This is a genomic window from Nocardioides sp. Z38_18 (genome assembly GCF_058215695.1).
Genome location: NZ_JBZAJE010000001.1, coordinates 2,060,613 through 2,073,294, shown reverse-complemented (window position 1 = coordinate 2,073,294; position 12,682 = coordinate 2,060,613). Strand labels below are relative to the sequence as shown.

Sequence of the window (12,682 nt, the reverse complement as noted above, 5' to 3'; positions counted from 1 at the left end):
CGTCGGGTGCCCGCCGGGCGCAGAATCTCGTGCGGGTGCTTCCCTTGGACCGTCGGCTGAAGTGACTGACGCGATGAGCATCCCAGTCGAGCGCGCATCGCGGCCAAGCTCACTCGCACTACTGCGGGCTGCGCACATCGGACCAACCGTGGCCGTCACGGTGCTGGCGGCACTGCTTGCAACCGCCGCCGAGCCCAACGCTTCCACCGCGTTCCTGGTGACCGCGGCGGTCCTCACCGGGCAGCTGACGATCGGCTGGGCCAACGACCTGCTCGACCGCGAACGAGACACGCACAGTGGACGCAGCGACAAGCCGCTGGCCACTGGCGAACTGCGCCCAGGGCTCGTCCAGGTGAGTCTGGTCCTGGCCGGCGCCGCGTGCGTCGTGCTGTCGTTCTCCGTGGGCTGGCGCAGTGCCGTGGTCCATCTGCTCCTCGGGGTGGCAGCTGGGCACGCCTACAACCTGGGGCTGAAGTCCACCGTGGTGTCGTGGGTGCCCTATGCATTCGCCTTCGGCACCCTGCCGGCGGTCGTCACCCTCGCTGGCACCCCGCCCGAGTGGCCGCCCTGGTGGCTGATGACTGCGGCCGCCACGCTGGGCGTTGCCGCGCACTTCTTGAACACCCTCCCGGACTTCGAGGACGACGCCGCCACCGGAGTGCGTGGGTTGCCCCATCGGCTGGGCCAGACGGCCTCGCGCGTGGTCGCGACCACGCTGCTCGTGACAGCTTCCGCGACGGCGATCCTGGGTCCAGGCTCCCTGTCCACCTGGAGCTGGGTCGCCCTGGCCACGACCGTAGGACTAGCGGCTGTCGCCCTGATCGGGCCAGGCAAGGTGCCGTTCTACGCGGCTGTCGTCATCGCCTTCCTCGACGTCGCGCTGCTGACGGTGATGACCTGATGCGCTATGACCTCGCCATCGTCGGCGCCGGACCGGCCGGTGCCGCCACTGCCATCGGCGCCCTGCGAGCCGACCCCTCGCTCTCGGTGGCGTTGATCGACCGAGCCGACTTCCCACGTGACAAGACCTGCGGTGACGGCATCGCCCCCCATGTGGTCGACCTGCTCACCGCAGTCGGTGTCACCAACCTGATGGAAGACCAGGTCCCGGTTCGACGTCTCCGGCTCACCAGGCGGGGCCTCAGCGTGGACCGAGCGATGGCACGTCCGGCCTGGGTCGTGCCGCGGACCGTCTTCGACCACCGACTGGTCCTGGAGGCATGCTCCAGGGGTGCCGATCTCGTCCGCCACCGGGTGCGTCATCTCGAGGAGGGCGCGAACTCGGTCGTCCTGGACGATGCTTTCGAGGCCAGTGTGCTCGTAGGCGCCGACGGTGCGCATTCGGTCGTCCGACGGGCCGTCGGCGCCGGCGGCGGGCCGATGGCGGTGGCGATCCGTGGCTACGCGCCCACCAGCCAGGACCGCGCCGGAGCCCAGGTCATCGTCTTCGGGACGCAACGCCAGCCGTCGTACGCCTGGTCCTTCGACCGCGGGGACGGCACCTCCAACATCGGGTACGGCGAGATGCAGACCCGTCGTGGGGGGCGGCCGAGCCGTGCCCTGCTCCTGGAGCAGCTGGAGACGCTGCTTCCCGGCTCGACGATCGGGGGGCGCGGGTGGCGGGGACACCACCTGCCGCTCTCGACCTGGCGAGGTCCCCATCGAGGGGGCGGGCGTCTGCTGTTGGCAGGTGACGCCGCCGGACTCGTGAACCCCATGACCGGTGAGGGCATCTTCTACGCCGTGGCCACCGGCCTGCATGCCGGACGAGCGGCTGCGGAAGCCCTGGCAGCCGACGGTGGCGCAAGCGCTGCGCGTCGGCAGGCGAAGCTCGACCAGGCATTGCTCGCGGGACACCTCCGGCACACGGATCTCGCCGCCAGGCTGTGTCGCTCGGGCGCGGTGCTCGACGCCGGGCTGCGGGCAGCCGCTGCAGACCAGCGCGTGTTCGACGACCTGGTCGAGCTCGGGCTCGCACGGGGTCGCATCAGCGCCACCATGGCCTTCGGCCTGCTCAAGGCCGGGCCTCGCGTACTGACCGACCGACCTTGCAGCAGCGACCACGTCGAGGAGACACGAGCATGCAGATCCTGAGCGTCCGGGGGGTCCTCCCCGAAAACCGTTACGAGCAGTCCCAGATCACCACAGCGTTCACAGAGACGATGCTCAGCGGTGCCGTCGACCGGACGGTTGTCGAACGGCTGCACCGCAACGCGGGAGTCGAGTCCCGACACCTCGCTCTCCCGCTCGAGCGATACGCCGAGCTGCGCGACTTCGGCGAGTCCAACGACGCCTTCATCGAGGTGGGAGTCGAGCTCGGAGCGCAGGCCGTGACCGAGGCACTCAAAGCCGCTGGGCTCACCCCGGGGGACGTCGACCTCATCGTGTCGGCCACCGTGACCGGCCTGGCCGTCCCATCGCTGGAGGCGCGCGTCGCGTCGGTCATCGGGATGCGACCGGACGTGGTCCGAATGCCGCTGGTGGGCTTGGGCTGCGTGGCCGGCGCCGCAGGGGTCGCCCGCCTGCACGACTACCTGGTGGGCCACCCGGACAAAGTTGCCGTGCTGATGTCCGTCGAGCTGTGCTCCCTGACCTTGCAGCGCAACGACGCCTCGATCCCGAACCTGGTGGCCAGTGGGCTGTTCGGGGACGGTGCCGCGGCCGTGGTGGCGGTGGGCGCTGACCGGGCAGCCGAGTTGGCCTCCGACCCATGCTCGCCCCGGCCCGAGGTCCTGGCCAGCCGCAGCAGGCTCTACCCCGATTCCGAGCGCACGATGGGCTGGGACGTCGGCGCCACCGGGCTGAAGATCGTGCTGGACGCCAAGGTGCCTGACCTGGTGCGCACCTACGTGGGCGACGACGTTCAGGACTTTCTCGCCGACCACGGGCTCAGTCACGCGGACATCGAGTGGTACGTCGCCCATCCGGGAGGCCCGAAAGTGCTGGAGGCGCTCGAGACCGCCCTCGACGTCAGCCGGGACGCGCTGCAGCTCACCTGGGACTCGCTCGCGCGCATCGGCAACCTCTCCTCCGCCTCGGTCCTCAACGTCCTCGCAGACACCCTCGCAACCCGGCCCCCGAGGCCCGGTTCCTACGGCCTGATGCTCGCGATGGGGCCCGGATTCTGCTCCGAGCTCGTCCTGCTCCGCGCGCCGGAGGAGGTCGCCGCATGAGCGGGGTGCTGTTCACCGTCCTCATCGGAGCGGTGGCAGTGGAGCGGCTGGCCGAGCTCGTCGTCTCCAAGCGCAACGCTGCGTGGAGCTTCGAGCGCGGTGCGGTCGAGACGGGGCAGAGGCACTACCTCGCGATGGTGATCCTGCACTCTGGGCTGCTGGTGGGAGCACTCGTCGAGGTCTGGGTGCTCAGGCCGGACTTCGAGCCGGCCCTGGGCTATCTGATGTTGGCCGTCGTGGTGGGGTCGCAGGCGTTGCGGTGGTGGTGCATCCAGACCCTCGGACGTCGCTGGAACACCCGGGTGATCGTCGTGCCGGGGCTACCGCTCGTGACGGGCGGTCCATACCGTCTGACGTCGCACCCCAACTACGTCGCGGTCGTCGCGGAGGGGCTAGCGCTTCCGCTCGTGCACTCGGCGTGGATCACCGCGGTCGTCTTCACAGTCTGCAACGCCATCCTGCTCGCGGTGCGACTGCGGGTGGAGAACGAGGCGCTGGTCGCTGCTGCACCACGGTCCCAAGGCGCACACACGTGACGGACCTGCTGGTCGCTGGCGGCGGACCCGCGGGGCTGGCGGCAGGGCTGTACGCCGCACGGGCAGGGCTGAAAGTGACCGTTCGGGACCCGCGGGGCAGCGTGATCGACAAGGCCTGCGGCGAAGGACTCATGCCGGGTGCGCTCGCGGCCCTGCTTGACCTCGGCATCGACCCCCCAGGTCACGAACTGCACGGCATCCGCTACGTCGCCGGTGAGCGAGCCGCCGCGGCCCACTTCCGGAACGGTCCCGGCCGAGGCGTGCGGCGCACGAGCTTGCACGCGAGCATGCGCGAAGCCGCCGTCCACGCCGGCGTGGTCATCGAGCAGAGCACCGTGACCGACGTGGTGCAGGACGACTCCGGTGTGGTCGTGGACGGGACCCGGGCACGGTTCCTGATTGTCGCCGACGGACTGCACTCACCCTTGAGGCGGTCCCTTGGCCTGGAGACCCGACCCGCGTCGCTCCGTCGCTACGGACTGCGTCGTCATTTCGCCATGGCTCCCTGGACGAGCCACGTCGAGGTGCACTGGTCCGACTCGACCGAGGCCTACGTGACCCCCGTCGGTCCGAGTCTCGTGGGGGTCGCGATGCTCACCTCGACCCGTGGGTCCTTCGACTCCCACCTCGCCCAGTTCCCCGCCCTCGGGTCCAAGTTGTCGGGACACGAGGGCGGTGCGGTCATGGGCGCCGGCCCGCTGCGGCAACGGGCCACCTGCCGCGTGCACGGACGATGCCTGCTCGTGGGAGACGCCGGAGGGTACGTCGACGCGCTGACGGGCGAGGGAATCGCACTTGCCCTGGCCCAGGCGCGATCCGCCGTGCGCGCCATCGCTGATGACGACCCGGGACGATACGAGCACGAGTGGCACGCCATTACGCGCCGCTACCGACTGATCACCGCTGGACTGCTGGGAGCCACCCGCGTGCCTCCGGTCCGTCGCGCGCTGGTGCCTGCCGCGGCTCTTCTTCCCGGTGTGTTCACGGCGGCTGTCGACGCCCTTGCGAAGCCGGCATGAGCGCGGCGCCCGAAATGGTCGTCCTGGTGGACGACAGTGGCAAAGCGATCGGCACCGCCCCGAAGGCGACCGTCCACCACCGCCAGACTCCGCTCCACCTGGCGTTCTCCTGCTACATCTTCGACCACCAGAATCGTCTGCTGCTCACCCAACGGGCGCTGGTCAAACCGACTTGGCCCGGGTCGTGGACGAACAGCTTCTGCGGTCACCCCACCCCTTCGGAGGACATCTTCGAGGCCGTCAGGCGACGCGCCCGCCAGGAGCTGGGGATCACTCTCGACCATCTGCAGCTCACTTTGCCGAAGTTCCGCTACGAGGCCACGATGGCCAACGGCACGCGCGAGAACGAGCTGTGTCCGGTGTTCACGGCCACGACACCGGACGCGGTGCTGCCGGAACCCTCCGAGGTCGCTGACCTCAGGTGGGCCGACTGGAACGCCTTCCGCGACGAGGTGCTGGAAGGACGCCGTGCGATCTCCCCGTGGAGTGTCCAGCAGGTGACCCACCTCGCAGCGCACGAGACCGGCACCGGGTTCGAGACGGCACCGACGTCAGACCTGCCCCTTGCGGCCAGGACACCCGAATTCACCGCGAACCTGCGGTGTCCGGAGCCCACAGATGAGTTCCGGACACCGCCTGTCTAGTGTCGGCTACTTGACCTCGGATCGGCGCAGGGAGAGCAGCCCGACGACGAGGGGAATGACGATCCAGATCATCGTGGTCGAGCCGAGCATCGCCCACTCCTTGCCGGTGTTCATGGCGCCCTCGAGGAGCGCCACCTGCGTCTCGTTCCAGTCGATCCACGGCTGCAGGTCCTCGAACCACGGGCGCACCTGGGCCAGGAGGACGAGGATGCCCGGCAGGACCAGGGAGACGAGGAAGTAGCCCACGATCGCTGCCACGGAGCTGCGCAGCACGACACCGAGGGTGAAGCCGATGGCCATGCCGACCAGGTTGAAGAGCACCATCTGGGGCGCCATGGACAACGAGATGTCCCACACGGTGTCGACGCCGGCGAGTGCGGAGCCGGCCACGTTGCCGAGGGCGCCGATGGCGAAGGCGGCGGCCACGGAGCCGAGGCCCACCAGGAGGGTCGCGATCGCCTTGGCGCCGATCACGCGTCCGCGGCTCGGCACCAGCGTGAACGTGGTCAGCCCACTGCGCTGGCTCCACTCATTGGTGACGGCCAGGATCGCGATCATCGGCAAGATCAGCGACATCGGGAACCCGCTCGCCCTCGTGAAGCTCTCGTAGGTGATGTCACGGTCGGGAGCGAAGACGAGGACCGACCCGGCCGCGATGGGCGTCAGGAAGCCGATGCTGACGAGCAGCCAGAAGCCCGAGCGGGTGTTGAACATCTTGCGCAGCTCGACCGTGACTAGCCGGGTGGTCGGGATGGGAGGGGCGGTCCGGCGGACGGGGGCGGCCTCGTTGGTGTCAGGGGGGACGATCGTGGCGGTCATGCCGCAACTCCTTCGCGTTGGGTGTCGGCAGTGAGCGACAGGAACATGTCTTCGAGCCCGGCGCCCTCGGCGGACCGGAGCTCGGTGAGGGCGATGCCGGCGGTCAGCGCCACGGCGCCGACCCGAGCAGGGTCGGCATCGGTGCGGACCGAGCCGTCTCCGGCGAGTGTGCTGGTGATGCCGGCCTGTTCGAGTGCGTGAGTGAGGTCGCTCGGTGACGTCGACCGGGCGAGCGTTCCGGCGGCTGCGAGGAGCTCGTCCTTGCTGCCGGACGCGACGATCTTGCCGTTGCCGATCACGACCAGGTCGTCGGCGACGACCTCGATCTCGTGCAGCAGGTGCGAGGACAACAGGACGGTGCCGCCCTGGCTGGCGAATCCCGTCAGCAGGTCGCGCATCCACCGGATCCCGGCGGGGTCGAGTCCGTTGGCGGGCTCGTCGAGGATCAGCACCCGGGGGTCCCCGAGGAGTGCGGTGCCGATGCCCAGTCGCTGGCGCATGCCGAGGGAGTAGTTGCGCACGCGGCGCTTGGCCTCCGGTGATGTCAGGCTGACGAGGTCGAGCATCTCGTCGACGCGGCGGCGGGGCAGACCCATGGTGTCTGCGGCGATCGTGAGGATCTCGCGTCCGGTGCGACCGGCGTGCTGGGCGGAGGCGTCCAGGAGGACGCCCACCTCGAGGCCGGGGTTGGGGAGGTCGGCGAACCGTTCTCCGTTGATGGTCGCGGTGCCGGACGTCGGGACGGTCAGGCCGACCATCATTCGCATCGTGGTGGACTTGCCGGCGCCGTTGGGGCCGAGGAAGCCGGTGACGCGACCGGGCAGGGCGGTGAAGGAGACGTTGTCGACGGCGGTGAAGCCGGCGTACCTCCGGGTCAGTGACTCAACAGTGATCATGTGACAACCCTCGACGGGTCGCGGCGTGCGCACATCGGCGTCGAGGCCGGACCCTCGCCCGCCGTTGGGAGGAAGGGGTCTCGTTCTTTCGGTCGGTACCCGACGCCTCTGCAGTCCCTAGGGTGGGCAGGTGACCACCGCCCTGCGCTCGCTGTGGGACGAGCCCCGCGCAGCCGCCGTTCCCGCACGGGGGTGGCGCGACTGGGTGCTGGTCGGCGCGTTGATGGTGACGGCGCTGCTCGAGGGAGTCCTCCGCGACGACGTCACCTGGCGGGTGTTCGTGACGATCGTGGTGGTCGGGCTCGCACCGGTGCTGCTGTGGCGGCGTACGCACCCGTTGACCTGCGTCGTGGTGGGCTTCGGCGTCGGTATGGCGTTGGGACTGGTGACTCTGACCAGCGGCGTCCCGGCCCTGGGCCTCGACACGATGATCTACGTGCTGGTGCTCGTCTACGCGTTGGTCCGCTGGGGCTCAGGGCGCGAGATCGTGATCGGGCTGGCGGTCGTGCTGGTCGCTGCGGTGATCGGCACGTTCGCCGACTACACCGGGCCTGCCGAGCTCATCGGTGGGTTCGGCGTCCTGGTGGCCGCGGCCGCGGGCGGAGCCGCCTTCCGCTACCGCGCCGAGAGCTGGCGCCGGGCGCTGGACCAGATCCGCAGCCAGGAGCGGGTCGGCCTCGCGCGCGAGCTGCACGACATGGTCGCCCACCACGTCTCGGCGATCGCTGTGCAGGCGCAGGCGGGCCGGGCGATGGCCGGTCAGCGACCTGAGGCGGGGCTCGAGGCGTTGGCGGTCATCGAAGGTGAGGCGTCGCGGACACTCGCGGAGATGCGGGCGATGGTCAGGGTGCTGCGCGACGGAGCCCCGGCGGAGTACGCCCCCCAGTCCGGCGTCGCCGACCTGGCGTCGCTCGCCCGCCGGGACCCGATCCCGGTCGTCGACGTGGAGGTGTCGGGAGACCTGGACGAACTCCCGCCCCAGGTCGACGCGGCGGTATACCGGCTGGCCCAAGAGTCGCTGACGAACGCCCTGCGGCACGCCCGCAACGCCTCGCGGGTGGAGATCCGGGTCGTCGAGGGTGGAGGAAGGCTCCGGCTGCGCGTGACCGACGACGGACAGATCGACTCGGTGTGGCCGGCGAACCACGGCTTCGGGCTGCTGGGGATGACCGAGCGCGTTGAGCTGCTCGGCGGCACGCTTCACGCCGGGCCGGCGCCCGAGGGCGGGTGGACGGTCGACGCCGAGCTGCCGACGAAGGTCCGCAGATGACGGTGCGAGTGCTGGTGGCCGACGACCAGGACCTGGTGCGGACCGGGCTGTCCATGATCCTTGAGGCCCAGCCCGACATCGAGGTCGTCGGCCAGGCCGCCGACGGCCACGCCGCGGTCGAGCTGGCTCGTCGGCTCCGCCCCGACGTGTGCCTGGTCGACATCCGGATGCCCGGGCTCGACGGGATCGAGGTGACCGAGCTCCTCGCCGGGCGGGGCGTCCCGGACCCGGTCGCGGTGGTGGTGATCACGACCTTCGACCTCGACGAGTACGTCCACGGCGCGCTTCGGGCCGGCGCCCGGGGCTTTCTGCTCAAGGACGCCGGGCAGGAGCTGCTCGTCCAGGCCGTGCATGCCGCCGCCGCCGGCGATGCCCTGATCGCACCGAACATCACGCGACGGCTGCTGTCCACGCTGGCCGCCAGGGAACCGTCGAATCGACGTACCCAACCGATCCAGCCGCTCACCGACCGCGAGGAGCAGGTGCTGGTGCTGGTCGCCCGCGGCCGCACGAACGCCGAGATCGCCGCCGACCTCTTCATCGGCCTGACGACCGCCAAGACCCACGTCGCGAGCCTGCTGACCAAGATTGGCGCCCGCAACAGGGTTGAGATCGCGATGTGGGCCTACGACACCGGCCGGGTCGGGGACTGAAGCCGCCGACCGAGGACTCGGAGAAGCCGTCGCGCCATACAAGCAGGACCCGATGAACGCGGTCTCGTCAAGAAGATGCGCCGCCAGCCGCGGATGGCGTGTGCGGCGAGAACCGTGGCCGCCCGACTCACTCCCGCCGGTGGAACCGCACCTTCCCATTGGGCAGCCGGTGTCCAGGGTGCACACGCCTGCGGCGTCGCGGGTGCGATCACCTCGAACAGGTGCCGGCCCAGGAGCCGCAGCATCTTGGCGTCGTGATCGGCGTGGACACCCGTGCTCGGGTTGACCTGGGCCTGTCCGGGTACTGCGGCCGCATGGACGTCGAGGCTGCATCTACCACCCGTCCGCTCGCGCTCGTCACGGGCGCCTCCAGCGGCATCGGCTACCAGCTCGCGCTGGAGCTGGCGCGACGCGACCACGACCTGCTGATCACCGCGGAGGACGCCGAGCTCGACGCCGCCGCCGCGGCGATCCGCGGGCTGGGCTGCTGGGTCGAGGCCGTCCGCTGCGACTTGCGCGAGACGGCCGGCGTGGACCAGCTGGCCGCTGCCCTCGCAGCCGTGGGCCGCCCGGTCGCGGTGGTCGCCCTCAACGCCGGGGTCGGCCGGGGTGGCGCGTTCGTCGACAACGAGCTGGCTGACGAGCTGTCGGTCATCGACCTCAACGTCACCTCGACCGTCCGCCTGGCGAAGCTGCTGCTGCGCGAAATGGTGAGCGTCGACGCCGGGCGGATGCTGGTCACCTCCTCGATCGCCGCCGAGATGCCCGGGTCGTTCCAAGCGGTCTACAACGCCTCGAAGGCCTTTCTCCAGTCCTTCGTCCAGGGTCTTCAGGACGAGCTGAGGAGCACCGGCGTCACCCTCACGCTACTGATGCCGGGACCCACGGAGACCGAGTTCTTCGATCGTGCCGAGATGCAGGACAGCAAGATGGGACAGTCCGACAAGGACGACCCCGCGACCGTGGCACGGCAGGGAGTGGACGCATTGTTCGCCGGCAAGGCGCGGGTCACCGGGGGTGGCGTGCGCACCCGGCTGCAGGACGCTGCCAGCAAGGTGGTGCCGGACCGGCTGAAGGCGGCCATGCACCGGGGGGCGGCGCAGCCGGGCTCAGCCGACTGAGACTGGCTCGTACGCCGGAAGGTCAGCCGGGTCAGCGCGTCGATTCCTTGTTGGCGTCGTCGACCATGCGCTGCGCGATGTCACGGATCTTGGTGTTGGAGTGCGACGACGCCCGGACCAGCAGACCGAACGCGGCGTCCTGGCTGAGGTGGTACTGCTGCATCACCATGCCCACCGCGGTGCCGATCACCGTGCGTGACGCGAGGGCCTCCTGGAGACCGGAGATCTCGGTGGTGAAACCCAACGCGATCGCGGCGTGGGAGGCGAAGAGCCGGCCGAGGCTGATGGCTCCCGGGTCGATGTCCTCGGTGGTGGTCGAGTAGACGTTGAGACCGCCGACAGTGCCCTCGGAGTCGAGGTAGAGCTTGAGGCCGAGCTGGGACCTCAGGCCGAGTTCGACGGCTCGCGGGACGTACCCCGGCCACCGCGTGTCCTGCTCGAGCCGGGGCGCCTCGACGACCCAGGCGTCGGAAGTGTCCTGGAGGCTGTCGAGACAGGGGCCCTCGCCGAGCGCGTACTGGAGCCGGTCCAGCTCCCAGACCAGCTCGTCCGTCCCGACCCGGGTCGTGACGTGTCCGTCCTTGTCCACGGTGGAGATGCCGACCGCGTCGAACCCCGGCAGGGAGTCCTTCGCCGTCTCGACGATGTTGCTCAAGTGCTCGTCCACGGTGGAGCTCGCGCGGACACTGCGGGCTGCCTGCTCGAGAGCCTCGTTGAAGTCGGTGGTCATGCGGCGTCTCTTCCGACAAATGGGTGACGTCGTGCGCCAAGGACAGGCCTGCTGATCTGACCAGCGCACCGCGGCGACCGGTGTTGAGTCGCTGAGGGCCACGCCATCGTAACGCGGAAGTCCGGCAGGGCCACCGGTCCGCTACTCACCCCGGGACGATCGCCGACCGGCGTGGACGCACCGAAGCGCCACCTCCCGCCCGCTTGCTGCCGATGGGTTCGGGGTACCGGAAGTGTTATGGCGCCCAGCGAGTCGCACAGCGATGATGCGATGCAGCCCGTTGCGGAGACGCGGGTGGCGTTGGACTGGTTGTCCTCCTGCGACCCGGACCGGCAGATGGGCACCTCGATCGCCGAGGTCGGCCGGCGGGTGCGGGAGATCGTGCCGGAGTGCTTCGCCCTCAGCGTGGGGCTCGTCGAGGACGAGCTCACCTTCACCTTCGTGGCCGAGAGCGCGGAGGACGCTGCCCTCGACGCGGTGCAGTACCTCGAGGACGGCTCCCGCGTGCAGGCCGCGCGGACGGACGCGCCGCAGGAAGATGCGCCGTCGCCGATCGACGAGACCAGCTGGCAGCTCTACGCCCGAGCCGAGGAGCCGGCAGGCGTCACGACCACCCTGTCGCTACCGATCATGGAGGGCGAGAAGGTCGTTGCCGGGGTGAGTCTCTACGCCTCGCAGGCCCACGCCTTCGACGGCCACCACGAGGAGCTCGCCGAGGCGTGCGGTGCCTGGGCGAAGGGAGTCGTGACCAACGCCGACCTGTCCTTCACCAGCCGGTTGCGTGCGGCCGCTGCTCCGGCGCGCTTGCGCGAGCAGGCGTCCATGGCCGCCGCCATCGGGTTCGTCGCGGCTCGTCAGCGGGTCGACACCGCCACGGCTGCGGCTCGGATCCGGGACTCCGCGACCCACGCAGGGGTGCGGGAGTCCGACGTCGCCAGGTTCATCGTGGACGCGGATCCCACGGCAGATTCCTGACCCCGGCACAGCCCGGAGGTGTACTCTCAGCAAGCCCCAGCAGGTCCGACAAGTGGCCTCTGTGGAGGGTATGCAGCGTCAGTGACTCGACACCCTCTCTGTGCCCCTTCATCCAGTTCGGATAGCAGAGTGGACAACGTGGACGACAGAACTCTGAGCGCCGCCCTCACGCACGCCGCGCGCTCGATCGGCCAGGCAGGCACCCCCGAAGAGACGTTGCAGAACATCGCCGAGACAGCCCTGCTGTCGATCCCGGGGATCGACCACGTCGGGGTGTCGGTGATCGACGAGCACGGCGCCCCGCAGACCCGGGCCGCCACCAGCGAGCTGGTCTGGACGCTCGACGAGCTGCAGTACTCCCTGAACGAGGGACCGTGCCTGCAGGGCCTCCTGGAAGCGGAGGTGGTCGAGGCTCCCCGGATCAGCGAGGACCCTCGCTGGCCCCGCTACGTCGGGGCCGCGGTCGAGCTCGGCCTCAAGGCCCAGCTGGCCGTCAGGCTGTACGTCGACGACCAGGGCACCGTCGGTGGCCTGAACATGTACTCGACGCAGTCGGAGGACATCGACCCCCAGGCGCCGGGAATCGCTGACCTGTTCGCGACGCACGCCGCTCTGGCGCTCGGCAAGGTCAGGATCATCGACAACCTGACCGAGGCGCTGCGCACCCGCGAGGTGATCAGCCAGGCCGTGGGGCTGCTGATGGCGAGGTACCAGCTCGATCCCGACGCCGCGTTCGGCTTCCTGGTGCGCACCTCCTCGCACTCGAACACGAAGGTTCGCGACATCGCGGCCATGATGATCAAGCACCACGTGGCGCAGGTGCAGCGGCCCGACTCCAAGAAGTAG

General features: G+C 69.9%; 14 protein-coding genes. 11 read left to right on the top strand and 3 right to left on the bottom strand.

Annotated features, from left to right (window positions below):
• Window positions 1-148: 148 nt before the first annotated feature.
• The 6 genes from AC4BGC_RS10035 to idi are packed head-to-tail and all read left to right on the top strand — an operon-like array spanning window position 149 to window position 5,372.
• The gene (locus tag AC4BGC_RS10035) at window positions 149-901 is read left to right on the top strand and encodes a UbiA family prenyltransferase (protein WP_490555448.1); all 753 of its coding nucleotides are present in this window, start codon (window positions 149-151) and stop codon (window positions 899-901) included.
• Entirely contained in the window at window positions 901-2,094 is a 1,194-nt protein-coding gene (locus AC4BGC_RS10030; protein ID WP_490555446.1) for an NAD(P)/FAD-dependent oxidoreductase, read from the top strand. The genes AC4BGC_RS10035 and AC4BGC_RS10030 overlap by 1 nt, the downstream gene beginning before the upstream one ends.
• Window positions 2,082-3,173 carry a type III polyketide synthase gene (locus AC4BGC_RS10025; RefSeq protein WP_490555444.1) on the top strand — a complete coding sequence of 364 codons (1,092 nt, stop codon included), beginning with the start codon at window positions 2,082-2,084 and terminating at the stop codon, window positions 3,171-3,173. The genes AC4BGC_RS10030 and AC4BGC_RS10025 overlap by 13 nt, the downstream gene beginning before the upstream one ends.
• Window positions 3,170-3,709, top strand: a complete 540-nt coding sequence (locus AC4BGC_RS10020; protein ID WP_490555443.1) for an isoprenylcysteine carboxyl methyltransferase family protein — start codon at window positions 3,170-3,172, stop codon at window positions 3,707-3,709. The genes AC4BGC_RS10025 and AC4BGC_RS10020 overlap by 4 nt, the downstream gene beginning before the upstream one ends.
• Window positions 3,706-4,728, top strand: coding sequence for an NAD(P)/FAD-dependent oxidoreductase (locus AC4BGC_RS10015; RefSeq protein ID WP_490555441.1), 1,023 nt, complete (start codon window positions 3,706-3,708; stop codon window positions 4,726-4,728). The genes AC4BGC_RS10020 and AC4BGC_RS10015 overlap by 4 nt, the downstream gene beginning before the upstream one ends.
• Window positions 4,725-5,372, top strand: coding sequence for an isopentenyl-diphosphate Delta-isomerase (idi, locus tag AC4BGC_RS10010; RefSeq protein WP_490555439.1), 648 nt, complete (start codon window positions 4,725-4,727; stop codon window positions 5,370-5,372). The genes AC4BGC_RS10015 and idi overlap by 4 nt, the downstream gene beginning before the upstream one ends.
• 6 nt (window positions 5,373-5,378) lie before the next feature.
• Here idi and AC4BGC_RS10005 read toward each other — a convergent pair whose 3' ends face one another.
• Complete coding sequence (locus AC4BGC_RS10005) at window positions 5,379-6,191, bottom strand: ABC transporter permease subunit (RefSeq protein ID WP_490555438.1); 813 nt, start codon at window positions 6,189-6,191, stop codon at window positions 5,379-5,381.
• Complete coding sequence (locus AC4BGC_RS10000) at window positions 6,188-7,087, bottom strand: ABC transporter ATP-binding protein (RefSeq protein WP_490555437.1); 900 nt, start codon at window positions 7,085-7,087, stop codon at window positions 6,188-6,190. Before AC4BGC_RS10000 ends, AC4BGC_RS10005 begins: the two co-directional genes overlap by 4 nt.
• A 130-nt stretch (window positions 7,088-7,217) precedes the next feature.
• Here AC4BGC_RS10000 and AC4BGC_RS09995 point away from each other — a divergent pair, with 130 nt between their 5' ends.
• From AC4BGC_RS09995 to AC4BGC_RS09985, 3 genes are all read left to right on the top strand, one after another.
• On the top strand, window positions 7,218-8,357 hold the full coding sequence (locus AC4BGC_RS09995; protein ID WP_490555436.1) for a sensor histidine kinase: 1,140 nt from the start codon (window positions 7,218-7,220) through the stop codon (window positions 8,355-8,357).
• Window positions 8,354-9,010 carry a response regulator gene (locus AC4BGC_RS09990; RefSeq protein ID WP_490555435.1) on the top strand — a complete coding sequence of 219 codons (657 nt, stop codon included), beginning with the start codon at window positions 8,354-8,356 and terminating at the stop codon, window positions 9,008-9,010. The genes AC4BGC_RS09995 and AC4BGC_RS09990 overlap by 4 nt, the downstream gene beginning before the upstream one ends.
• Window positions 9,011-9,324: 314 nt before the next feature.
• Window positions 9,325-10,131 (top strand): SDR family NAD(P)-dependent oxidoreductase, encoded by an 807-nt coding sequence (locus AC4BGC_RS09985; RefSeq protein WP_490555432.1) that lies wholly within the window; start codon window positions 9,325-9,327, stop codon window positions 10,129-10,131.
• 31 nt (window positions 10,132-10,162) lie between these two features.
• Here the strand turns inward: AC4BGC_RS09985 and AC4BGC_RS09980 are convergent, their stop codons facing one another.
• Complete coding sequence (locus AC4BGC_RS09980) at window positions 10,163-10,861, bottom strand: GAF and ANTAR domain-containing protein (RefSeq protein ID WP_490543994.1); 699 nt, start codon at window positions 10,859-10,861, stop codon at window positions 10,163-10,165.
• A gap of 270 nt (window positions 10,862-11,131) precedes the next feature.
• Here AC4BGC_RS09980 and AC4BGC_RS09975 point away from each other — a divergent pair, with 270 nt between their 5' ends.
• A complete protein-coding gene (locus AC4BGC_RS09975) occupies window positions 11,132-11,836 on the top strand; it encodes a GAF domain-containing protein (RefSeq protein ID WP_490555431.1) in 705 nt (234 codons plus the stop codon).
• Between the two features lie 138 nt (window positions 11,837-11,974).
• Window positions 11,975-12,682: a GAF and ANTAR domain-containing protein gene (locus AC4BGC_RS09970; protein ID WP_490555430.1), complete on the top strand. Its 708-nt coding sequence runs from the start codon at window positions 11,975-11,977 to the stop codon at window positions 12,680-12,682.